This is a genomic window from Massilia endophytica (assembly GCF_021165955.1).
GTDB lineage: Bacteria > Pseudomonadota > Gammaproteobacteria > Burkholderiales > Burkholderiaceae_D > Rugamonas > Rugamonas endophytica.
In genome coordinates this window covers 4,574,881-4,597,710 of sequence record NZ_CP088952.1, presented here as the reverse complement: position 1 = coordinate 4,597,710, position 22,830 = coordinate 4,574,881, and the positions used below count along the sequence as shown (strand labels likewise).

The 22,830-nt window shown below is 66.4% G+C and carries 21 protein-coding genes; 17 read left to right on the top strand and 4 right to left on the bottom strand.

The genetic code is table 11. The features are described from left to right. The first annotated feature begins 14 nt into the window (after positions 1-14). From LSQ66_RS21020 to LSQ66_RS21010, 3 genes are read left to right on the top strand one after another with little or no spacing between them, the layout of a single operon-like run. A complete protein-coding gene (locus LSQ66_RS21020) occupies positions 15-1,595 on the top strand; it encodes an acyl-CoA ligase (AMP-forming), exosortase A system-associated (protein WP_231767114.1) in 1,581 nt (526 codons plus the stop codon). Continuing rightward, complete coding sequence (locus LSQ66_RS21015) at positions 1,592-2,827, top strand: pyridoxal-dependent decarboxylase, exosortase A system-associated (protein ID WP_231767113.1); 1,236 nt, start codon at positions 1,592-1,594, stop codon at positions 2,825-2,827. Before LSQ66_RS21020 ends, LSQ66_RS21015 begins: the two co-directional genes overlap by 4 nt. Before the next feature lie 12 nt (positions 2,828-2,839). Further along, on the top strand, positions 2,840-4,654 hold the full coding sequence (locus tag LSQ66_RS21010) for an asparagine synthetase B family protein (RefSeq protein WP_231767112.1): 1,815 nt from the start codon (positions 2,840-2,842) through the stop codon (positions 4,652-4,654). Positions 4,655-4,657: 3 nt separating this feature from the next. On the opposite strand, the gene LSQ66_RS21005 is transcribed toward LSQ66_RS21010, so the two are convergent. Continuing rightward, positions 4,658-5,224 carry an XrtA/PEP-CTERM system exopolysaccharide export protein gene (locus LSQ66_RS21005; protein ID WP_407659647.1) on the bottom strand — a complete coding sequence of 189 codons (567 nt, stop codon included), beginning with the start codon at positions 5,222-5,224 and terminating at the stop codon, positions 4,658-4,660. A gap of 44 nt (positions 5,225-5,268) precedes the next feature. Then, positions 5,269-6,033, bottom strand: coding sequence for a S1 family peptidase (locus LSQ66_RS21000; protein ID WP_231767110.1), 765 nt, complete (start codon positions 6,031-6,033; stop codon positions 5,269-5,271). 31 nt (positions 6,034-6,064) lie between these two features. Here LSQ66_RS21000 and LSQ66_RS20995 point away from each other — a divergent pair, with 31 nt between their 5' ends. The 12 genes from LSQ66_RS20995 (at position 6,065) to LSQ66_RS20940 (ending at position 20,421) form a co-directional block, all read left to right on the top strand. After that, positions 6,065-7,615, top strand: coding sequence for a TIGR03016 family PEP-CTERM system-associated outer membrane protein (locus LSQ66_RS20995; protein WP_231767109.1), 1,551 nt, complete (start codon positions 6,065-6,067; stop codon positions 7,613-7,615). Between the two features lie 100 nt (positions 7,616-7,715). Continuing rightward, the gene (locus tag LSQ66_RS20990) at positions 7,716-8,585 is read left to right on the top strand and encodes an XrtA system polysaccharide deacetylase (protein WP_231767108.1); all 870 of its coding nucleotides are present in this window, start codon (positions 7,716-7,718) and stop codon (positions 8,583-8,585) included. Next, positions 8,582-9,625, top strand: a complete 1,044-nt coding sequence (locus LSQ66_RS20985; protein ID WP_231767107.1) for a FemAB family XrtA/PEP-CTERM system-associated protein — start codon at positions 8,582-8,584, stop codon at positions 9,623-9,625. Before LSQ66_RS20990 ends, LSQ66_RS20985 begins: the two co-directional genes overlap by 4 nt. 3 nt (positions 9,626-9,628) lie before the next feature. Next, positions 9,629-10,861, top strand: a complete 1,233-nt coding sequence (locus LSQ66_RS20980; protein ID WP_231767106.1) for a TIGR03087 family PEP-CTERM/XrtA system glycosyltransferase — start codon at positions 9,629-9,631, stop codon at positions 10,859-10,861. Then, the gene (gene xrtA / locus LSQ66_RS20975; RefSeq protein ID WP_231767105.1) at positions 10,858-12,399 is read left to right on the top strand and encodes an exosortase A; all 1,542 of its coding nucleotides are present in this window, start codon (positions 10,858-10,860) and stop codon (positions 12,397-12,399) included. The genes LSQ66_RS20980 and xrtA overlap by 4 nt, the downstream gene beginning before the upstream one ends. Before the next feature lie 9 nt (positions 12,400-12,408). After that, positions 12,409-13,557, top strand: coding sequence for a glycosyltransferase (locus LSQ66_RS20970; RefSeq protein ID WP_231767104.1), 1,149 nt, complete (start codon positions 12,409-12,411; stop codon positions 13,555-13,557). Further along, a complete protein-coding gene (locus LSQ66_RS20965; protein ID WP_231767103.1) occupies positions 13,545-15,455 on the top strand; it encodes an XrtA/PEP-CTERM system amidotransferase in 1,911 nt (636 codons plus the stop codon). The genes LSQ66_RS20970 and LSQ66_RS20965 overlap by 13 nt, the downstream gene beginning before the upstream one ends. Further along, complete coding sequence (locus LSQ66_RS20960; RefSeq protein ID WP_231767102.1) at positions 15,442-16,680, top strand: TIGR04063 family PEP-CTERM/XrtA system glycosyltransferase; 1,239 nt, start codon at positions 15,442-15,444, stop codon at positions 16,678-16,680. The genes LSQ66_RS20965 and LSQ66_RS20960 overlap by 14 nt, the downstream gene beginning before the upstream one ends. After that, complete coding sequence (locus tag LSQ66_RS20955; RefSeq protein WP_231767101.1) at positions 16,677-17,792, top strand: glycosyltransferase family 4 protein; 1,116 nt, start codon at positions 16,677-16,679, stop codon at positions 17,790-17,792. Before LSQ66_RS20960 ends, LSQ66_RS20955 begins: the two co-directional genes overlap by 4 nt. Next, complete coding sequence (locus tag LSQ66_RS20950) at positions 17,792-19,153, top strand: phenylacetate--CoA ligase family protein (RefSeq protein ID WP_231767100.1); 1,362 nt, start codon at positions 17,792-17,794, stop codon at positions 19,151-19,153. The genes LSQ66_RS20955 and LSQ66_RS20950 overlap by 1 nt, the downstream gene beginning before the upstream one ends. Further along, complete coding sequence (locus LSQ66_RS20945; protein WP_231767099.1) at positions 19,146-20,120, top strand: polysaccharide deacetylase family protein; 975 nt, start codon at positions 19,146-19,148, stop codon at positions 20,118-20,120. Before LSQ66_RS20950 ends, LSQ66_RS20945 begins: the two co-directional genes overlap by 8 nt. 19 nt (positions 20,121-20,139) lie before the next feature. Next, the gene (locus tag LSQ66_RS20940) at positions 20,140-20,421 is read left to right on the top strand and encodes a 2Fe-2S iron-sulfur cluster-binding protein (protein WP_231767098.1); all 282 of its coding nucleotides are present in this window, start codon (positions 20,140-20,142) and stop codon (positions 20,419-20,421) included. Here LSQ66_RS20940 and LSQ66_RS20935 read toward each other — a convergent pair. Next, positions 20,415-20,726: a hypothetical protein gene (locus LSQ66_RS20935; protein ID WP_231767097.1), complete on the bottom strand. Its 312-nt coding sequence runs from the start codon at positions 20,724-20,726 to the stop codon at positions 20,415-20,417. The two genes, LSQ66_RS20940 and LSQ66_RS20935, sit on opposite strands and share 7 nt — an antisense overlap. Positions 20,727-20,813: 87 nt before the next feature. Between LSQ66_RS20935 and LSQ66_RS20930 the strand changes: the two genes are divergently transcribed. Then, positions 20,814-21,083, top strand: coding sequence for a MoaD/ThiS family protein (locus tag LSQ66_RS20930; RefSeq protein ID WP_231767096.1), 270 nt, complete (start codon positions 20,814-20,816; stop codon positions 21,081-21,083). A 1-nt stretch (position 21,084) separates the two neighbouring features. After that, positions 21,085-22,170 carry a WD40/YVTN/BNR-like repeat-containing protein gene (locus LSQ66_RS20925; RefSeq protein ID WP_231767095.1) on the top strand — a complete coding sequence of 362 codons (1,086 nt, stop codon included), beginning with the start codon at positions 21,085-21,087 and terminating at the stop codon, positions 22,168-22,170. On the opposite strand, the gene LSQ66_RS20920 is transcribed toward LSQ66_RS20925, so the two are convergent. Next, positions 22,171-22,785 (bottom strand): TetR/AcrR family transcriptional regulator, encoded by a 615-nt coding sequence (locus tag LSQ66_RS20920; protein WP_231767094.1) that lies wholly within the window; start codon positions 22,783-22,785, stop codon positions 22,171-22,173. Positions 22,786-22,830 lie beyond the last annotated feature (45 nt).

The window sequence follows — 22,830 nt, the reverse complement described above, 5'->3', positions numbered from 1 at the left end:
TTGCCGGACTTCCCATGAACGAACTGATTCACGACCTCATTTTCCAGAGTGCCCGCATGGCGCCCGACGCCGAAGCGCTTGTCTACGGCGGCACAAGGCTGTGCTATGGCGCGCTGGCGCAGCAGGTGCGCGAAGCGGCATCCGCCTTCCTCGCCGCAGGACTGCGGCGCGAGGAGCGCGTTGCCGTGTACATGGAAAAGAATGTGGAGAACGTGGCGGCGATGTTCGGCGCGTCGGCGGCAGCGGGCGTCTTCGTTCCAGTGAACCCCCTGCTGAAACCGGAGCAGGTGGCCTATATCCTGGCGGACTGCAACGTGCGCATTCTCGTCACGTCCGTTGCGAGGCTGGCGCAGCTCGCGCCCTCGCTGGCGCAATGCCCGGATCTGCGGACTGTGCTTGCAGTGGGCGAGGGTGCATTGCCGCCGCTGGAAGGCGTGCAAGTCGTGGCCTGGGAAGCTGCCCTGGGTGCGGCGAAGGAAGGCAGCGCGCCGCGCGCCATCGACGCCGACATGGCCGCCATCCTTTATACCTCGGGCAGCACGGGCAAACCGAAGGGCGTTGTGCTCTCGCACCGGAACATGGTGGCAGGCGCCCGCAGCGTAGCCTCCTATCTTCGGAACACGGCAGAGGACAGGATTCTCGCCGTACTGCCGCTCAGCTTCGACTATGGACTGAGCCAGCTGACCACTGCCTTCAGCGTTGGCGCCACGGCCGTGCTGTTGAACCATCTGCTGCCGCGCGACGTTCTCAATGCGGTTGCCGCCGAGCGCATCACAGGCTTGGCCGCCGTACCGCCCCTGTGGATTCAGTTGGCTCCCCTGAGCTGGCCGGCCGGCTGTACGCTGCGCTACTTCACCAACTCGGGTGGAGCGATGCAGCGCCCGACGCTGGATGCCTTGCGCCGCGCCCTCCCCAAAGCGCAGCCCTTCCTGATGTATGGCCTGACCGAGGCATTCCGCTCCACCTATCTGCCACCGGAGGAGCTGGAGCGGCGTCCCGATTCCATGGGCAAGGCAATTCCGAATGCCGAGGTGATGGTGCTGCGCGCCGACGGCAGCGAATGCGATCCAGGCGAGCCGGGAGAGCTGGTGCATCGGGGCGCGCTGGTTGCGATGGGCTACTGGAACGATCCCGCGCGCACAGCCGAACGTTTCAAGCCGCTTCCCGCGCGCCACGCCGGGCTGCCGCTGCCGGAGCTCGCCGTCTGGTCCGGCGATACCGTGCGCCGCGACGAAGAGGGTTTCCTCTACTTCGTCAGCCGCAAGGACGAAATGATCAAGACCTCCGGCTACCGCGTGAGCCCGACCGAGGTGGAAGAAGTGATCTATGCGCGCGAACAGGTTGCGGAGGCGGCCGCCATCGGCGTGCCGCATCCGGCGCTGGGCCAGGCGATCGTCGTGATCGCAAGCGCCCGCAGCGGCACGGCCCTGACGGCATCCGATCTGCTGGCCGCGTGCAAGCCCCACCTGCCTGGCTACATGCTGCCGCAGAAGATCGTCATGATCGAGGGCAGCCTGCCGCGCAACCTGAACGGCAAGATCGACCGCAAACAGCTCAGCATGGAATATGCCAACGTGTTCCAGGAACAGCCATGAGCGCAGCACGTCCGCAGCACGCAGCATTGCTCCAGTTCCCCGTCCAGGATGATTGCCTGGCCGTTGGCGGAGTCCCGCTCACGCGCCTGGCGCAGCGGGTGGGCCAGACTCCGTTCTTTGCCTATGACCGTGCCGCCATGACGCGGCGGGTAGCGGAGCTGCGCGAGCATCTTCCCCCTTCGGTCCACCTGCATTACGCCATGAAGGCGAACCCGATGCCTGCGGTGGTGCAGCACATGGCAAGACTGGTCGATGGTATCGATGTGGCCTCGGGCGGCGAGCTGCGCACGGCGTTGGACACGGCCATGCCGGCCCAGAACATCAGTTTCGCCGGCCCGGGCAAGCGCGACGCGGAACTCTCCTGCGCCGTTGCCGCGGGCATCGTCCTGAACCTGGAATCGGAAGGCGAGATGGAACGCGCCGCGGCCATCGGCGCCCAGCTGGGAATTCAGCCGCGTGTGGCGGTGCGGGTCAATCCGGACTTCGAGCTGAAGTCCTCGGGCATGCGCATGGGCGGTGGGCCGAAGCAGTTCGGCGTGGATGCAGAGCGCGTGCCTGCCATGCTGAAGCGGCTGGCCGCGCTGGAGCTGGACTTCAACGGCTTCCACATCTTCAGCGGATCGCAGAACCTCAAGGCGGCCGCGATCCAGGAAGCGCACGACAAGACTTTTGCACTCGGCCTGCGCCTTGCCGAGGAGGCGCCGCGCGCGCCGCGCATCATGAATATCGGCGGCGGGTTCGGGATTCCCTACTTCCCCGGCGAGGAAAGACTGGACCTGCAAGCGGTGGGCCAGCATCTGCATGGCCTGATGGACCGGCACGCGCCGCAGCTGCGCGAGTCGCAGGTGGTGATCGAGCTGGGGCGCTATCTGGTCGGCGAGGCAGGCGTCTACGTGGCCAGCGTCGTGGACCGCAAGGAATCGCGCGGCCAGGTCTATCTCGTCACGGACGGCGGGCTGCATCACCAGCTGGCTGCCTCCGGCAATTTCGGGCAGGTGATCCGCAAGAATTACCCCGTCCTCATCGGCAACAAGGTTGTTGGCGCCGGGCGCGAGACCGTGTCTGTTGTCGGCCCGCTCTGCACACCACTTGACCTGCTGGCGGACCAGATGGAACTGGCGCGTGCGGAGCCTGGCGACCTCGTTGTGGTCCTGCAGTCGGGCGCCTATGGCCGTTCCGCCAGCCCGGCGGCTTTTCTCAGTCATCCCGAAGCAGTAGAGGTTCTTATCTGACAGGAGCGTGCCATGGGCGGCTTGTGCGGATGGATCGGCAGCAGTGACGAGCAGCTCCACACGATGGCGGCGCCGCTCGCCCGTTTCGATAGCAGTCCCCTGCACTCCGCCTCCGGCGGCCGTAGCGCGCTTGCGCTTTGCGCACATGGCGCCGCGGCGGATATCGCCGGGACGGACGGCCTGCTGACGGCCGTCTGGGGCCGCCCGGTGTGGCGCGATCCTGCCCTGGCGCGGCTGGCCGAGGCGGAAGGCCATGCGCACGTGCTGGCCAGCCTATGGCAGCAGGGCGCCGACCGGCTGTGCGAACGGATGGAGGGCGCTTTTGCGCTTGCCGTTATCGACAACCGCAAGGGAGAAGCACTTCTGGCGGCGGACCGCATGGGTATTCACCCGCTGTTCTGGTCCCTGCGTGGCGAGACCCTGCGGTTCGCCAGCTTGGCGGACTGCCTCAGGCGGCAGGCGGAGGTCGATCTTCAAAGCGTCTACAACTACGTCTACTTTCACATGGTGCCGGGCCCCGCGACCATCTATCGCGGTATCGAACGCCTGCTGCCCGGCCATTTCCTGCATTACCGGCAAGGCCGGGCGAGAGTGGACAGCTACTGGCGAATGCGCTACAGCGAAGGCAGCGAACAGCCCTTCCCCGACTTGAAGGAAGCGTTCCTGCGCCAGCTTCGGGAAGGGGTGAGCCGCGCCGCCCAAGGCGCATCGACCGGAGCTTTCCTGAGCGGCGGAACGGACAGTTCGACCATCGCAGGCATGCTCACAGATCTGCGTGGCGAACCAGCACGTACCTACTCAATCGGCTTCGATGCCAAGGGCTACGACGAGATGGATTACGCCCGCCTCGCGGCCCGCTACTTCGGCACCGCGCATCACGAATATTATGTGAGCCCGAACGATGTGGTATCTGCCATTCCAAGGATAGCGGCGGTCTTCGACCAGCCTTTCGGCAACGCCTCTGCCGTTCCCGCCTTCTACTGCGCCCGCATGGCAAAGGAAGACGGGGTCGAGCGCCTGATCGGCGGCGATGGCGGGGACGAACTTTTCGGTGGCAATGAGCGCTACGCGAAACAGCAGCTGTTCGGCCTATACGGGCGGGTCCCGCTGGCCGTGCGCAAGGGAGTCCTGGAGCCGCTACTGTTCGGCATTCCGGGAACGGAGCGGGTGCGGCTGCTGCGCAAGGCGCGCAGCTACGTCGAACAGGCGTCTGTGCCCATGCCCGCGCGCCTGGAGACCTACAATCTCCTGGAACGCTATGGCCCCGGGCAGGTTTTCACGAGCGACTTCCTGCACGCTGTGTCTCCCGAGCTGGCACTGGCCACCCTTCGCGAGCAGTACAACCGCAGCGGCGCCGCGAGCCCGGTGAACCGCATGCTGGAACTGGATCTGAAGATCACTCTGGCGGACAACGACCTGCCGAAGGTGCGCAAGGCATGCGAGCTGGCGGGCCTGGACAGCGCCTTTCCATTCCTGGATGACGCCATCGTCGCCTTCTCGTCCCGCCTTTCGCCGCGCCAGAAACTTCGGGGCCGGAAGCTGCGCTGGTTCTTCAAGGAGGCGCTGCGCGGCTATCTGCCGGACGAGATCATCGCCAAACAGAAGCACGGCTTCGGCCTACCCTTCGGTATCTGGCTGCAGCAGCACAAGCCGCTGCAGGAGCTGGCGGCGGACAGCCTGGCCGGGCTGGCCCGGCGCGGCATCATCCGTCCGCATTTCGCCGGGCAGCTGCTCGGGCAGCATCTTCAGGAGCACGCCGGGTACCACGGCACCATGGCGTGGGTGCTGATGATGCTGGAGCAGTGGTACAGGGAGCGGACTCCCTGAACCTCAGAAGAAGCTTTCGGGAACCACCAGAACATCGCCGGGGCGCATCGGCACGTTGGCTGTGATATCGCCCTTCTTCAGCAGGTCGTTCAGGCGGACAGTGAACTGCTGCTGCTTCCCATCCACCATGCGGATAATGCTGGCGCGGTTCCCCGCGGCGAACTCAGTCACCCCGCCCACCATGATGAGAACGTCCATCAGCGACATGCCGCGCCGGTATGGCAGCGATTGCGGCCGCGCCGCCTGGCCGATTACGCGTATCTGCTTGTCGTAGACGCCTGAAAATCCGGTGACGATGACGGTGACCACCGGCTGCTGAATGTACCTCGACAGCGCCTGTTCGATATCGCGCGCGAGCTGGGTCGAGGTCTTTCCGCTTGCCTCAAGGTCCTCCACCAGCGGGGTGGTGATGCGTCCGTCGGGACGCACCGGCACCGAGAGCGAAACCTCGGGGTTGCGCCAAACGATGATCTGCACATTGTCGCCAGGGCCGATCAGGTAGTCGACCTGCGGTTCGGGGCCCGCATCCAGCGGCTGCGTTTTCTGCGCGGCGCAGGCGCACAGCATCATGGGAACCATCAGCCAGAGTAGTTTTTTCATGGATGCTCTCCTTCTCATATTCGATCCATCAGCTCGCGTATATAGCGCGCCGGAATGGCGTAGGTAATGCCGCTTGGCTGGCTGATCGCACTTTCCTTCAAACCTTTCAGCACCGCTGAATTCACGACGCCGAACACCACTCCTGTTTCGGGGTCGTACAACGGGCTGCCGCTGTTGCCCGGATAAGCCGTTCCGTCCAGCTGGAACAGGCTGAATGGGCGCTGGAGCTGCCGGATCGTGCGCGCATCCAGCGAACGCGAATTGGCGATCGGCTGCACCACGGGCGTGATGGCGGCCAGCGTGGCGCGGTGGGTTACAGGCACCATGCCCAGGGCCATCCCGAGCGGGAAGCCGGTGAAGGCAAGGGACTGCCCTTCGGCGCCGCGGTCGCCATCGTCGATGCGCAAGGCCGGAAGCGGAGCGCCCATCAGCCGCAAATGCACCAGATCATGTTCCCGGTCAATGTTCTTTACTGTTACAGGACGAAAATCGAGCTGATCGCCGCGGCCGGTGATGATGCCCAGTGTCTCCATGCGCGCCACGTCCAGCACCAGGGGAACGGCATGCGCAGCGGTGATGACGCTGAGCCCATCGCCGGTCACGAAGCCGGTGGCAATGAACTGCACCGGCGGCGTGCGGGTGCGCTGCAAGGTGCCGATGCCGACGATCGAGGGCTTTACCGCCGCAACGGTTGCAGCCAGCGTGTCCGCATGTGCCGCAGCGCCAATGGCGCAAAGCATTGCGGCGAGCAGCAGAGCGGCGAAGCGGTTGGAGGCCATGGCTAATCCCTGATCCCTATGAGTTGAGAAGATGGCAGAACTGAACGTATTGCCCTTGAGCGTGCGCAAAGCCTGGATTGGCCCGGCCATCGCCGCCCTCGTACTGGCGCCGCAGGCCCGTGCCGAATGGCGTTTCACTCCAGCGCTTACCGGAAGGCTTAGCTATTCGGATAACGTGAACCTGCGGCCGGACGGGCAGGGAACCGGCCAGTTCGTCACCGAAATCGCGCCGAGCATCGTGATCAGCGACCAGACGCCGCGCTTCCGTTTCAACGCCGCCTATCAGGTCCATATCTATGAATACGCCAGGGACAGGGTGAGCGGGACCGACCGCACCACGCAGCAGCTGCAGGCGGGCGCCTTCGGCGAACTGCTGTCGGATCTCCTGTTCGTCGATGCCAGCGCTTCGGTCTCACAGGCTCCCGTCACGCCGCTGGCCGCCGGTTTCGGCAACGGATTCGCTAGGGACAACAGGAACGAAGTGCGCAGCTACCGCGTTTCACCCTGGATCCACCGCACATTCGGTGCATTCGCCAGCGCCAACCTGCGCTACGCGCACGATATGGTAGGCAGCGACAATGCAGGCTTCGGGCGCAGTACTGCCGACACCCTGAACCTTGCCGTCAACAGCGGTGCGGCGTTCCAGCGCGCAGGTTGGTCCGTCTCCCTCAGCAAGCAGCATCTGGAGGACAGCGTGGCGCCACCCTCGTCGAGCCAGGGCGCGGGCGTGTCGCTGCGCTATGTGGTGACGCCGGAGCTGACGTGGACCCTCGGCGGCGGCTACGACAAATTCGACTACGAGGGCCTGGGAAGCGACACGCAGGGCGCGTCCTGGTCGACGGGCCTGATCTGGAATCCCTCGCCGCGCACGAGCCTCACTCTTTCCGGGGGACGGCGCTACTATGGCAACAGCTACTTCCTGAGCGGCAGCCACCGCAGCCGCTATACGGTCTGGAACATCAGCTATAGCGACGACGTGACCACCACGCGCTCCCAATTCTTGCTGCCCTCCGCCGTCGATACTGCCGCCATGCTGGACCGCCTCTTCATCCCAGCCTATCCAGATCCCGTGCTGCGCGCCATCGCCGTCGAGGCATATATACGCGCATCAGGCTTGCCACGCTCGCTGCCCGACAGCGTGAACTACTTCACCAACCGCTATATGCTGCAGCGGCAGGGACAGGCATCCGTGGGCCTGCGGCTTCCGCGCACCACGGTGCTTGTCAGCGCCTTCTCCACCCGGCGCGAAGCGCTTTCGCTGTTCCAGGCGGACAGCGCCCTTCTTGGCAGCAGCGGCGCCCGCATCAATGACAATGTGCGCCAGCGGGGCCTCACCGTGGTGGCCGATTACGCGCTGACGGCGCGCAGCAACCTGAGTTTGGCCGCCAGCGTCAACACGACGCGTTCCGGTGCGCTGGAAAGGGAGGCGCAGCACAAGAGCGCGCGCGTGTTCTTCAGCCACCGCATCGCGCCCCACCTGAATGGCACCGTGGAGCTGCGCACGCTGCGCACCCGGTCCGCCTTCGATGCCCGTACCGTCAAGGAGCACGCCGTTGCTGCCAGCCTCTCTGCCACATTCTGACCCGCCGGCTTGATCTGGCGCAGTACGCATGGGGCCGTGCGATGAAAGAATGGATCATGTTACGCCCCGACCCTCTGCGTTTGCAATCCAGGAGCACGGCATGAATGCACAGCGTATGTCATCATCACGCCTGGCAGCCATCCGCAATGCGATGACGGTCGACGTCGAGGATTACTTCCAGGTTTCCGCCTTCGCCTCCCTGATTGACCGGGACAGCTGGCCGCAGCGCGAATGCCGCGTCGAACGCAATGTCGACCGCATCCTCTGCATGTTCTCCGACGCTGGCATCAAGGCCACCTTCTTTACGCTCGGCTGGATCGCCGAGCGCTATCCCTCCATGGTGCGCAGGATCGTCGACGCAGACCACGAAATTGCCAGCCATGGCTACGCGCACCAGCGCGCGAGCGAACAGGAACGGCGGGAGTTCGACGAGGACATTCGGCGCAGCAAGGCAATCCTGGAGGACGTGACCGGCGAGCCGGTCTCAGGTTACCGCGCGCCCAGCTTTTCCATTGGCGCAGCCAACCAGTGGGCGCTGGAGTCCCTGCAGGAGGCGGGCTACCGCTACAGCTCCAGCATCTACCCGATCCGGCACGACCATTACGGCATGCCCGCCGCGCCGCGCTTTCCCTACCATCCCTGCGGCAGCGGCCTGCTCGAAGTGCCCGTCAGCACGGCGCGCGTGATGCGGCAGAACCTTCCGGCTGGCGGCGGCGGCTATTTCAGGCTGATGCCCTATGCGCTGTCGCGCGGGCTGCTGCGCCATCTCAACGAGGGCGAGGGGCAGCCAGCCGTTTTCTACTTCCATCCATGGGAAATCGACCCGGAGCAGCCGCGTCCCGCCGGCGCCAGCCTGGCCACGCGCTTCCGCCACTACGTCAATCTGAGCCGCATGGAAGGCAAGATCCGTTCGCTGCTGACGGACTTCGCCTGGAGCCGCATGGACCGTCTCTTCCTGGAGGCGCCATGAGCATTCCGGTGCTGCAGCTGATGGACGCCGACACGAGCGGCCGCCGGCGCTGGGACGCTTTTGTTTACGAAACCCCGGATGCAACCTTCTTCCACCGTTCCGGCTGGCAGCGCGTCATCGGCGAAGCCTTCGGCCACCGCTGCTGGTTTTATTACACGGAGCAGGGTGGAAGGATCAGCGCCATCCTGCCGCTCGCCGAAATCCGCAGCCGCCTGTTCGGGCATGCACTGGTGTCGCTGCCATTCTGCGTGTATGGCGGCGTGGCCGGCGCTTGCGAGCGCTCGCGGACGGCGCTCGTTGACGCAGCCCGGGCGCTGGCGCGGAAGCTTGGCGTACGCCACCTTGAACTCCGCCGCCTGCAGGCGGCCGAAGACGGACCGGAATGGCATGGGAAGGACCTCTACTACACTTTCCGCAAACCGATCTGCGCTTCGGATGAAGCCAATCTCACGGCGATACCACGCAAGCAGCGCGCGGTCGTACGCAAGGGCATCGCTCTTGGACTGCGGAGCGAAATCGATGCGGATGCAGGGCGGTTCTTCCCGGTCTACGCGGGCAGCGTGCACCGCCTTGGAACGCCGGTATTCGGCAGGCGCTACTTCCAGCTGCTGAAGGAGGAATTCGGCGATGATTGCGAACTGCGCGTCATCGGCAAGGACGGGCACGCGCTGGCTGCCGTCATGAGCTTCTTCTTCCGTAACGAGGTGCTGCCCTACTACGGCGGTGGCGTTCCGCAGGCTCGCAGTACGGCCGCCTACGATTTCATGTACTGGAGCCTGATGCGGGATGCCGCCGCGCGCGGCTGCACGATCTTCGATTTCGGCCGCAGCAAGCGCGGTACGGGAGCCTTCGATTTCAAGAAGAACTGGGGTTTCGCGCCTGCCCCCCTGCCATATGCGTACTGGCTGAACACCGGCGCCAGCGTACCGGATGTAAATCCCCTCAACCCGCGCTACAAGCTGCTGATCGCCGCCTGGCGCCGCCTTCCCCTGGCGCTGGCCAACGCCATCGGTCCGCATATCGCGCGCGATCTGGGGTAGGCCATGGACGATCTCCTGTTCCTCACGCATCGTCTGCCCTATCCCCCCAATAAGGGCGACAAGATCCGTTCCTGGCAGCTGCTGCAGTTCCTTTCGCGCCGCTACAGGGTTCACCTCGCCACCTTCGTGGACGAGAAGGACGACTGGCGCTATGTGCCGCACGTACAGGCCCAGTGCGCATCCGCCCACATATCTCATCTCGATCCACGGATGGCGCGCGTGCGCAGCCTGCTCGCCCTTGCTCGGAACGAACCGCTTTCGCTGCGCTACTACCGGGACGGCGCCATGCAGGAATGGGTTCACCGTACCGTCGCCCAGCGCGGCATCGCCCGCATGGTGGCATTCTCGTCGCCGATGGCGCAATACCTTTCCACTTACACGGCGGCTCAGCGCGTCGTGGATTTCTGCGATGTGGACTCCGACAAATGGCGGCAGTATGCGGAGAAGAAGCCCTGGCCGGCCAGTGCGCTCTACCGCTATGAAGCCAGCCGCCTGCTGCGCTGGGAGCGCAAGGCGGCCCTGAACTGCGACGCAGCGCTGTTCGTGTCGCGCGCGGAGGTCGAGCTGTTCTCGCGCCTCGCACCGGAGGCGTCAGGACGCTGCTACACCGTCTGCAATGGCGTGGACACCGCCTACTTCTCGCCCAAGCGCAGCTACGACAATCCCTACCCGCCCGGCATGCTGCCCATCGTCTTCTGTGGCGCCATGGACTACTGGCCCAATGTGGATGCAGTGAGCTGGTTTGCACGCCAGATTTTGCCTGGCGCTCTGGCGAACCATCCGAACCTCGGTTTATGGATAGTGGGGGCCCGGCCCACGGCCCAGGTCAAGGCGCTGGCCGCGCTTCCCGGAGTCGTGGTGACAGGGGCCGTTCCCGACGTGCGGCCCTATGTCTCGCACGCTGTGCTGTCCGTTGCGCCGCTGCGCGTCGCGCGCGGCATCCAGAACAAGGTGCTGGAGGCCATGGCCATGGCCAAGCCCGTGCTGCTCACGCCCCAGGCGCTCGAAGGGATCGATGCCGAATCCGGTCTGGAAGTGCTGCTTGCCCGCAGCGCCGAGGAGTTCTCCGGCGTGCTGCATGCGGCGCTGGATCTGCCGCCCGCGTCGCTGGCCGCCATCGGCCGGGCTGCGCGCCGCAGGGCTGAGACCAACTATGGCTGGCAGGCGCGCCTGTCCAATCTTCAGGAGCTGCTGGAAGATCCATGGAAGGCCTCGCGCATGGGAGGCGGAGCATGAAGATGGAAGCGGCACGCATGCAACCGGCGCCGCTGCCGCCGGGAGGGATGCGCGATACCAGGGATCTGGCCGCGTGGCTGGCGGCGGGCGTCCTTCTGCTCCTGCCGCTGGCCTATGTCGGCACGGCCCAGTCCATCGTTTCGATCTGGACGCGCTCGGGAACCTTCGCCCACGGATATGTGATCCTGCCGATCAGCGCGTACCTGGTATGGCAGCGGCGCGCCAGGCTGCGCGGCGTACCGCAACGGCCATGCTGGCCCGCAGTGGCTGCGCTGGCACTCTGCGGCGCCGTGTGGCTCGTGGCCACCCTGGGTGAGGTGCTGGTGGTGCGCCAGTTCATGTTCGCTGCCATGATTCCGCTCGGCGTGCTGGCCGTCTTTGGCGTAGAGGTCGCAAAGCCTATTGCATTCCCCTTGCTTTTTGTCCTGTTTGCCGTGCCCGCAGGGGAAAGCCTGATCGATCCGCTGATCCAGCTGACAGCGGGATTCACCGTCGACGCCTTGCGCGCCAGCGGCATTCCCGTCCTGAGAGAGGGGAACAATTTCAGCATTCCCACCGGCGACTGGTCGGTGGTTGAGGCATGCAGCGGCCTGCGCTACCTGATCTCGTCGCTTACCCTGGGCTGCCTGTATGCCTACCTTACCTACCGCAGCTGGTGGCGCAGAGCTGCCTTTATCGCCATATCCCTCGTGCTGCCCATCGCAGCGAACGGCGTGCGGGCGTACATGATCGTGATGATCGGCCACGCCAGCGGCATGCGGCTCGCCGTGGGCATCGATCATGTGCTTTACGGCTGGCTTTTCTTCGGTCTGCTGATGCTGGTCCTGTTCTGGCTGGGCCGCTTCTGGCGCGAAGAAGCTCCCGCAGAAAGCGTCGAGCCGCCCAGCATCGGGGCCGCCCCGGCACGTCCGGGGCAGCGCATGGCCGCAGCCGCCTGCGCAGGTCTCGCCTTCGCGGCCTGGCCCGCCTACGCCTGGCATCTCGAGCGCCTGGAGGGCACGGCGCCCCCCGCTTCCCTGGCGGCTTTCCGCCCGGCGCTGCCGCCAGCTTCAGTTTTCACCGGATGGTCCCCGGCGTTCGCTCCGCCCAGCGTCGAGCTGCGCCACTTCCTGTCCACCCCACAGGAAGCGGGCCTGATGGCTTTTTATTACCGTGACGGTGGCAAGGCGCGGCTGGTCAGCTCCATCAACCGCCTCACGGGCCAGCGTGCGGCGTGGCACGAAACGGGATCCCTGCTGCGCAGCGAGCGCATTGGCGGCATGGAGCTTCCGGTACGCGAAGTGACCATAGCGGGGGCGGACCGCCTGCTGGTCTGGCAATGGTACGTGATCGGCGGCGAGCCTGTCGCTGGCGATTACAAGGCGAAGCTTCGCCAGATTCGGCATAAGCTCCGGTCGGGCCATGGGGATGGGGCGATTGTGGTGGCCTTCACCCGCATGGAAGACAGCCCGGAGGCGGTGCGTCCCGTCCTGCGCGCGCTGCTGGCGTCCCAGCTGGGCGGGCTGCATGCCGCCATCGCGGCCAACGACAGGCGCTAGGGAGCGAACATGCATCAGCCCCCGCTCATCGTCCACCTGCTCTACCGCTTCGCCATGGGGGGCATGGAGGTGCAGCTCGCCGAACGCATCAAGCGCATGCCCGCGAACCGCTACCGGCACGCCATCGTCTGCCTTGCGGGTGCAGACCTGGCGTTCGCGGCCCGGATCGGACGTACGGATGTCGCCTTCCATTCCCTCGACAAAAAGCCGGGCCTGTCGCCCGGAACGCATTACCGCCTCTGGCGCCTGCTGCGCGAGCTGAAACCCGCCGTGCTGCACACCTACAACCTGTCGGCGATGGAGTATGTGTTTCCCGCCCTGGCGGCAAGCATTCCGGTGCGCGTGAACGGCGCCCATGGGCGTGACGCGGACGATCCCGACGGCAGCAGGTTCTCGCACCGCTGCCTGCGCAGGTTCCTGGCGCCGTTCTACGACTGCTGCTATGCCAACTCCGCCGCCATGGAAGCATGGAACCGCGGGATCGGCATTCCAGCGTCGCGCAGCCGCTTCCTGCCGAACGGCGTCGATACGGAACGCTTCCGTCCAGCAGCCTCGCGGCGCGCGGGGCGGTTCCTGATCGGCACCGTCGGCCGCCTGGACCCGGTAAAAGACCACGCGACCTTGGTTGAGGCATTTGCGCTGCTGCGCGCTCGCGTGCCTGAGCACCGGGCGGAGCTGCGCCTGGCGATCATCGGCGACGGTCCCTGCCTTGCCAGCCTGCGCGGACTGGCAGCCGCCCGAGGGCTGGCAAACTGCTGCTGGATGCCCGGCGCCCGCGACGACATTCCTTCCCTGTTGCAGCAGATGTCGATATTCGCGCTGCCGTCCCTGGCCGAGGGAACCCCAGGGGCAGTTCTGGAGGCCATGGCCAGCGGCCTTCCGATTGTCGCCACCCGGGTCGGTGGCGTGCCGGAGCTGATCGAGCATGGCGCCAGCGGCCTGCTGGTGGCGCCGGGACGCCCCGCTGCGCTCGCAGCGGCGCTGGAGCGCTATGTGCTGGCCCCATCGTACGCGGCCCGGCATGGCGCGGCCGCGCGCGAGCGCGCCGTGCAGCGCTACAGCATGCAGGCCACAGTCGATGCCTACCTGGACATGTACGACACGCTCTGTGCGCGCAAGCTGGGCGCGGAAAGGCTGGTGCCGCAATGTGCGGAATAGTGGGCATATTCGATACCCGGGGACAGCGCGCCATCGATGCCGGCCTGCTGCGCCGCATGAACGACACGCAGAGCCATCGGGGGCCGGACGAAAGCGATATCTACCGCGAACCGGGCCTCGGCCTTGGCCACCGCCGCCTGTCCGTCATCGACATTTCGCTTGGCCAGCAGCCGCTTGCGAACGAGGACGGCAGCGTTGTGGTCTGCTACAACGGCGAGATCTACAATTTCCGCGAACTGACCGCGGAGCTGAAGGCGCTTGGCCACCAGTTCCGCACCCGCAGCGACACGGAAGTGATCGTGCATGCCTGGGAGGAGTGGGGCGAGGCCTGCGTCGAACGCTTCCGCGGCATGTTCGCCTTCGGCCTGTGGGACAGGAACAGCCGCCAGCTCTTCCTTGCGCGCGACCGGCTGGGCGTCAAGCCCATGTTCTATGCCATGCTGCCCAACGGCTTTTTCATTTTCGGCTCGGAGCTGAAATCGCTGCTGGCCGTTCCGGGACTGCCGAAGATGTTCGAGGCGCGCTCCATCGAGGACTATTTCGCCTACGGCTACATCCCCGAACCGCGCACCATCTTCCAGTCCGCGTTCAAGCTGCCTCCGGGGCACCGCCTCACGCAGAAAATGAACGCGCCGCTCGCCCAGGCGCTGCGCTACTGGGACGTTCCCTTCCGGACCGGCGCGCGCATCAGCGAGGGCGATGCACAGGCCGAGCTGGTCGAACGCCTGCGCGAGGCGGTGCGTATCCGCCTGGTGGCCGAGGTGCCGCTGGGCGCCTTCCTGTCCGGCGGCGTCGATTCCAGCGCCGTGGTGGCGCTGATGGCAGGGCTCAGCGATGCTCCCGTCAACACCTGCTCCATCGCCTTCCGCGACAAGGCCTACGACGAATCTGCATTTGCCGCCATGGTGGCGCAGCAGTACGGAACCCAGCACCATGTGCAGACCGTGGACACCGAGGACTACGGCCTGGTCGACACCCTTGCGGCGCTCTATGACGAGCCCTATGCCGACAGCTCCGCCATTCCCACCTACCGCGTCTGCCAGCTCGCGCGCCAGCGCGTCACGGTGGCGTTGTCCGGCGACGGTGGCGACGAGAGCCTGGCAGGTTACCGGCGCTACCGGCACGCGGTGGCGGAAGAGCGCATGCGCCGCCTGCTCCCGGCCTGCGCGCGGCGGCCCCTTTTCCGCATGCTGGGCCGCTACTATCCGAAGGCCGACTGGGCGCCGCGCATCTTCCGCGCCAAGAGCACCTTCGAGTCGCTGGCCCGCGACCTGGTGGACGGCTATTTCCATGGCGTGAGCCTGATGCGCGACGCGATGCGCGACCAGCTCTTCTCGCGCGGCTTCCGTTCCAGCCTGCAGGGCTACCGCGCCGTCGATACCCTGCGCGCCCACGCGCGCAACGCCCCGTCCGACGATCCGCTGTCGCTCGTCCAGTACCTGGACATGAAGACCTACCTGCCCGGCGATATCCTGACCAAGGTGGACCGGGCCAGCATGGCGCATGCGCTCGAAGTGCGCTCCCCGCTGCTGGACCACGAGCTGGTGGAATGGATCTCCGGCCTGCCTCCCGGGCTGAAGCTGCAGAAAGGGGAGGGCAAGCATGTGTTCAAGCGCGCCATGCTGCAGCACCTTCCGCAGCAGATTCTTTACCGGCGCAAGCAAGGCTTTGCCGTGCCGCTGGAAGCCTGGTTCCGGGGCCCGCTCCGCGAACGCGTGCGCACTGCCCTGTTGGGCAACGGCTTGGCATCGACGGGCATCTTCCAGCCCGCCTTCCTCGCCATGCTGGTCGAGCAGCACCAGTCGGGCCGGCGCGACTTCAGTGCGCCCATCTGGACCCTGCTCATGTTCGACGCATTCCTGCGCAAGGAACTGGGAACCGCCTATGCAAACGGATAAGCCGCTGCGCATTCTCCATATTCTCGATCATTCGATCCCGCTGCAAAGCGGTTATGCCATGCGTACGCGCTCCATCATCCGCACCCAGCGCGAACTCGGATGGGAGACCTTTCACCTCACGAGCGCCAAGCAGGGCGCGAGCGGATATCCGGAAGCCCTGGTGGACGGCCTGGCCTTCTACCGCTGCGAGCCCCTTCGCGGCACCCTGGCCCGACTGCCGGTATTGCGCCAGATGCTGGTTGTCTACCAGCTGCTGCAGCGCATGCGGGAAGTGGCAGCCGAGGTGCAGCCGGACATCCTGCATGCCCACTCGCCGGTGCTGAATGCCATTGCCGCGCTCTTCGTCAGCCGCCAGCTGGGCATCCCGCTTGTCTATGAAGTGCGCGCCTTCTGGGAGGATGCGGCGGTCGATCACGGCACAAGCCATCCCTGGGGGCCGCGCTACTGGCTCACGCGCAAGCTCGAGACCTGGGCGCTCAGGAAGGCGGATGGCGCAGCGACCATCTGCGAAGGCTTGCGCCGCGACCTGATCGCGCGCGGGCTTCCGGCGGGCCGCATCCGCGTGATTCCCAATGCGGTCGATACCGCCAGCTTCATGCTGCACTACCGGCGCGATTCGGTGTTCGCGCAGTATCTCGGCCTGGAAGGGAAAATCGTGCTCGGTTTCGCGGGCTCCTTCTACGGCTACGAGGGCCTCGGCCTCCTGCTCGAAGCCATGCCTGCCATGGTTGCCAGCTATGCCGACCTGCGCCTGCTGCTGGTGGGAAGCGGACCGCAGGAGGCCGCGCTGCGGCGGCGGGCGGCGGCCCTGGGCCTGGAACGCCATGTCATCTTCACGGGCCAGGTTCCCCACAGCGAGGTGCAGCGCTACTACAGCCTGATCGACGTGCTGTGCTATCCCCGCCTGCGCATGCGCCTGACGGAGCTGGTCACGCCGCTCAAGCCCCTGGAGGCCATGGCGCAGGGAAGGCTGATCGTCGCCTCCAATGTCGGCGGCCACCGCGAGCTGATACAGGATGGCCGCACCGGTGTGCTGTTCGAAGCGGGCGACGCGCAGGACCTGGCGCGCAAGGTCATCGGCCTGCTGGAATCGCCATGGCAGTGGCCCATGCTGCGCGAACGCGCGCGGCATTATGTGGAGCAGGAGCGCACCTGGATGAGCAGCGTGCGCGGCTACCGCGAACTGTACGAGCAGGTGCTGAACAATAAGGAGAGCGCTACATGAGTTCACCGGTACTCAGGATCGGTCTTGCCGGGCCGCTGCCCCCGCCCTCGGGCGGCATCGCCAACCAGACGCTCCAGCTGGCGGCGCTCCTCCGGGCGGAAGGCTTCCTGGTCGAGATGGTGCAGTTCAATCCTCCCTACCGGCCTGCGTGGACGGGGCGCATCCGCTTCCTGCGCGCCGTGGTCCGCCTGCTGCCTTACCTCGTGCAGCTTTGGCGCACCGTGGCCAAGGTGCAGATGCTGCATGTGATGGCGAACTCCGGCTGGTCATGGCATTTGTTCGCCGCACCGGCAGTGTGGGTGGCGCACCTGCGCGGCATCCCCGTCATCGTCAATTACCGGGGCGGCGAGGCGGCGGCGTTCCTCGACAAGGCCGCCGCGGTCGTGCGCTTCACAATGAAGCGGACGGACGCCCTGATCGTTCCCTCCGGCTTCCTGGAAGGGATCTTTGCCCGCCATGGCATGGGCTCGCGCGTGATACCGAACGTGGTCGATATCGCGCGCTTCCCGCAGCGCTCCACCGTCCCGGCGGCAGGGCGCGCGCCCTGCCTGCTGGCGGCGCGCAACCTGGAAGCCATCTACGACAATGCAACCGCCTTGCGCACCCTGGCCCTCCTGCGCCGCACCCACCCTGGCGCCACGCTGCTGATTGCCGGATCCGGCCCGCAGCGCCGCCAGCTCGAGGCTTTGGCCGCGGAACTGGGCATCGCCCAGGCGGTGACGTTCACAGGGGCCGTTGCGCATCACGGCATGGCGGCCCTGTACAAGAAGGCGGACGTGGTGCTGAACTGCAGCCTGGCCGACAACATGCCGAACTCCCTGCTGGAAGCCATGGCCAGCGGTGTTCCGGTTGTGAGCAGCGCCGTGGGCGGCGTTCCTTTCCTCGTCCAGCACGAGCGCACCGCGCTCCTGGTGCCGCCCCAGTCGCCCGTTGCGATGGCGCAGGCCGTGGCGCGGCTGCTGGACGATGCCGCGCTGTACGGCGCCATCCGCCAGGCAGCGTTGCGCGACGTGCAGCAGTACACCTGGGCAGGTATCCGCCCGCGCCTGCTGGATGTGTATGAACGGGCCGTCGCGGCCCGCTATGCCGCTGCGGCGGCGGATGTGTCGTGATGGCGCGCCCTTATACGGCGCTGGTGGCGCGCGTGCTCTTCCCCCTGCATGAACTCATCAAGCAGCACGATACCGTGGCGCGCCTGCGCCAGCTGGAAGCCTCGCAGTACTGGCCGGAAGAAGCCCTTCAAGCGCGCCAGCTGGAGGGCCTGCGCGCGCTGGCAGTGCAAGCGCGCACCACCGTCCCATACTACCGCGACCTGTTCCGCAAGATCGGCTTCGAGCCGGAGCGGGACATACGTTCCCTGGCGGATCTGGCGCGCCTGCCGATGCTGGACAAGGCCGCGATCCGCAGCAATATCGAAAAGCTGAAGGCCGGCGGCGCAACAGGCCTGGCGCGTTCCAACACCGGCGGGTCGAGCGGGGAGCCGCTGGTGTTCTACGTGGGCCGGGACCGTGTGAGCCACGATGTCGCGGCCAAATGGCGCGCCACCCGCTGGTGGGACGTGGACATTGGCGACCGCGAAATCGTGGTCTGGGGCTCGCCCATCGAGCTTGGCGCCCAGGACCGCGTGCGCAGCCTGCGCGACAGCGTGCTGCGCACGTCGCTGCTGCCCGCCTTCGACATGTCCCCGGCGCGGCTCGACCAGTTCCTCAGCAGCATCCGCAGCCGCCGTCCCCGCATGCTGTTCGGCTATCCCTCGGCGCTTTCGCACATCGCGGCGCATGCGCTGGCGCGGGGGCAGCGCATGGACGACCTGGGCATCCACGTCGCCTTCGTCACTTCGGAGCGGCTCTACGACGAGCAGCGTGAGCGTATCGCCTCCGTCTTCGGCTGCGCGGTCGCCAACGGCTACGGCGGACGCGATGCGGGATTCATCGCCCACCAGTGCGCCCACGGCGGCATGCATATCAGCGCCGAGGACATCATCGTGGAGATCGTCAACGAGGACGGGCAGGCGATGCCGCCCGGAGAACCCGGCGAGATCGTCGTCACGCACCTGGCGACGGGCGACTTCCCTTTCATCCGCTACCGCACGGGCGATATCGGCTCGCTCTCCGCGCGCCGCTGCGGCTGCGGGCGCACCTTGCCGCTGCTGGAGGAGATACAGGGACGCAGCACGGATTTCGTCATCGCTCACGACGGCACGGTGATGCACGGCCTCTCGCTGGTGTACGTACTGCGCGAGCTGCCGCAGGTGAAGGCCTTCAAGATCACCCAGGAGAGCCTGACGCTGACCGAAGTGCAGGTGGTGCTGGATGCGCCCCTGGCCGGGGCCCTGCGGGCGCGCATCGAGCGCGGCCTGAAGGCGCGCCTCGGCCAGCAGGTGGCCGTGCGCATTTCGCAGGTAGAGTTCATAGCGCCGGAATCGTCGGGCAAGTTCCGCTATGTGGTGAGCAAGGTGATGGCCCATGCCTGATATTCCCGCCACGCTCGAACGCTCGCTGTTCTCCCTGCTCTCGCCGGGAAGGCAGCGGGCGCCCATGATCCTGATCTACCATCGTGTGCTCCGGCGCAAGGATGCGCTTCTTCCTTCCGAAGTCGATGCGGCTGAATTCGAAAGCCAGCTGCAATTGCTGAAGTCCATCTTCAACGTGATTCCCCTGCTGGACGCTGTGCGCCTCGCCAGAGCGGGCGAGCTGCCGCCGCGCGCGGCCTGCATCACCTTCGACGACGGTTATGCGGACAACGCCGAACTGGCCCTGCCGCTGCTGCGCCGCCACGGCCTGCACGCCACCTTCTTCATCGCAGCGGGCTTCCTGGACGGAGGCCGCATGTGGAACGACTGCGTGATCGAGATCGTGCGGCGGGCGCCGGGCGGCGTGCTGGACGCGTCGCGCCTGGGCTGCGGCCGCATTCCCCTGCTCTCGCTGGCGGACAGGCAGCGCGCCATCTCCATCCTGATCGGGAAATTCAAGTACCTGCCCATGGCCCAGCGCAGCGTGCAGGTGCGGCGCCTGGCGGAACTGGCCGATTGCGTGCTGCCGGAAGACCTCATGATGAGCAGCGCCCAGGTGCGCCAGCTGCATCGCTGCGGCATGGGCATCGGCGCGCACACGGTGCGCCACCCAATCCTTGCGCGCACGCCGCTGGCGCGCGCCCAGCGCGAGATTTCGGAAGGCCGCCGCATGCTGCAGGGGCTGATCGGGGAAGAGGTGAGCCTGTTCGCCTATCCCAACGGGAAACCGGGTATCGATTATGGGCGCGAGCACGTTGCGATGGTGAGGGAGCTCGGTTTCGAAGGCGCGGTGTCGACGGCCTGGGGCGCGGCGGGCCCCGCGCCGGATGTGTACCAGCTGCCCCGCTTCACCCCTTGGGACAGGAGCCGCCGCCGCTTCCTCCTGCGCCTTGCGGCCAATGTGCTGAAGAAGGCGCCGCGCGCCTGACGGTGCTACCATCCCGGGCATGAAACGCATCACCGTCATGCCCCAGGGCTGGGAGTTCGATGCCGCCGAAGGCCAGTCCCTGCTGGCGGCAGCGGAGGCGGCGGGCATACGCCTGCCCAGCTCCTGCCGCAACGGCACCTGCCGCACCTGCTACTGCCGGAGCGACGGCGGCGCGGTGCGCTATCTCGTCGAATGGCCCGGCCTCTCCGCGGATGAAAAGCGCGCGGGCGATGTGCTGCCCTGCGTTACCGTCGCGGAAGCGGACCTCACCCTCTTCGCGCCTGCCGCCCGGCGTTACTGATCCGGCCCCTTTCTCAGACGGGACAGCAGCGCCTCCGTCTGTTCGTTCAGCGGCAAGCCATGGCGGCGCAGCAGCTGCACGTGCAGCACGAGATTTTCCAGCACCAGCTTGGCCGACACGGCCAGCAAGGTAAGGCGCCTGTCCTCCTCGCTGAACGCTTCCATCGCATCCGCCATCTCGCACAGGTGGCTGGCTACCAGCCCGCGCAGGTCCTGCTCATCGAAAGGCAGATCGGCGAAATCGATGGGGTCTTCCTTTTCCACTTCCTGCATCAGTAGTTCCAGATCCTGCTGGCTGATCGACATGCTGCTCTCCGCTTGTTCGCCTGGTTTCATTTTAGGCCAGGCCGGGCAAAACCGCGCTAGAATCGCTGCACCTGAGGGGAGACAACCTTGGCGCAAATAATATTTACACAACAGCTTGCCCGCTTCCTGCCCGTGCCCGAGCTGGCAACGGCGGCGCTCACCCTGCGCGCGGCCCTGAGCGAAGCCTTCGCGGACAACCCGCGCCTGGGCGCCTACGTGCTGGACGACCAGGGCCACCTGCGCGAGAACGTCGTCATCTTCATCGACGGCCAGCGCACCCGCGACCGCATGCTGCTGGACGATCCGCTCCGTCCCGATTCCCGCATCTACATCTTGCAAGCACTTTCTGGAGGCTGACATGGCAGACCGCGCGTACATCTCGACCCGCAAGGGTTTGTTCGAACTGGGACGCACGGCCCAGGGCTGGCAATTGCAGGACAAGCACTTCTTCGGCGAGCCCGTCTCCATGGCGCTGCACGACACGCGCGACGGCGCCCTGTACGCAGCCCTGAACCTCGGCCACTTCGGCGCCAAGCTGCACCGGCGCGATGCGGGCGGCGAGTGGAAGGAGGTTGCGGTGCCGGTCTATCCGCCCAAGCCCGAGGGAAGCGAAGACAAGACGGACTGGAAGCTGCGCCAGATCTGGTCACTGGAGGCTGGCGGTCCGGACCAGCCGGGCGTGCTGTGGGCGGGAACGCTGCCGGGCGGCCTGTTCAAATCCGAGGACCGGGGCGAGACCTGGCAGCTGGTCGAATCGCTGTGGAATGTGGAAGGGCGCAGCCAGTGGTTCGGCGGCGGCTACGACGTGCCGGGCATCCACAGCATCTGCGTCGACCCGCGCGACAGCCGCAGCGTGCTGGTTGGCATATCCTGCGGCGGCGCATGGCTGACGGAGGACGGCGGCGCCAGCTGGAACCTGCGCACGCGCGGCATGGCGGCGCGCTACATGCCGCCGGAAATGCAGAACCTGGGCGAGGTGCAGGACCCGCACCGCATCGTGCGCTGCGCGGGCCAGCCGGACGTGCTGTGGTGCCAGCATCACTGCGGCATCTGGCGCTCAACGGACAATGGGCAGAACTGGGAAGAAGTGACGGATGCGCCGCTGTCCACCTTCGGCTTTGCGGTGGCGGTGCACCCGCGCGACCCCGACACCGCCTGGTTTGCGCCGGCGGTGGCGGACCAGCAGCGCGTGCCCATCGAAGCGGCGCTGGCCGTAAACCGCACCGACAACGGCGGCCGCCATTTCGTCAGCGAGCGTGCGGGCCTGCCGCAGGAGCATTGCTACGACCTGGTCTACCGCCACGGCCTGGCGGTCGCGGACGATGGGAAAACCCTGGTGATGGGCTCCACCACGGGCGGTCTGTGGCTGTCCGAGAGCGGCGGGGCGAAGTGGGACACCATCTCCACCACGCTGCCACCCGTGTATGCGGTGCGCTTTGCCTGATCAGGCGGCGTAGGCCGCCAGGAACATCTCCACCGCGTTCCTCACCACCAGCTCCTGCATGGCTTCGTCCAGCGGCGGCTGGCCCATGGCCACTTGCGGCCAGAAGGCGAAGGTCTTCAACTGGCCTTGCAGCAGGTGCGAGAGGAAGGCCGGATCGCCCGCCTTCAGCTTGCCGTCCGCCTGGGCCGCGCGCAGGAAGACGGTGACGCCTTCCTCCTTGTCGCCCAGCTTCGCCACCATGTCCCGCGCCCGCTCGGGCGTGTGGATCGCTTCCGCAATCGCCACCCGCGCCAGGTCCAGGAAATAGGGATCGCGCAGCAGCAGCATCTTTTGCTGCATCAAGGCGAGCAGCTGCTCCTTCAGCGGCCTGGCCGGATCGTAGGCCACGGCATTCAGCGCCGCGCTGCATTCCCACAGCTCGCGCAGGATCTGCCCGAACAGTTCGTCCTTGCTTGGGAAGTGGTTGTACACGGTGCGCTTGGACACCCCGGCTGTGGCCGCGATGCGGTCCATGCTGGTGGCCTCGAAACCCTTGCTGCGGAACTCGGCCAGCGCCGCCTCCACGATGGCGGCGCGCTTGCGGTCGGTCAGGCGCGGAACGGATGCGGTAGTCATGAAGATATTTTACACCGGGTAGTTTACTTTTCCCAAAACAGGAAC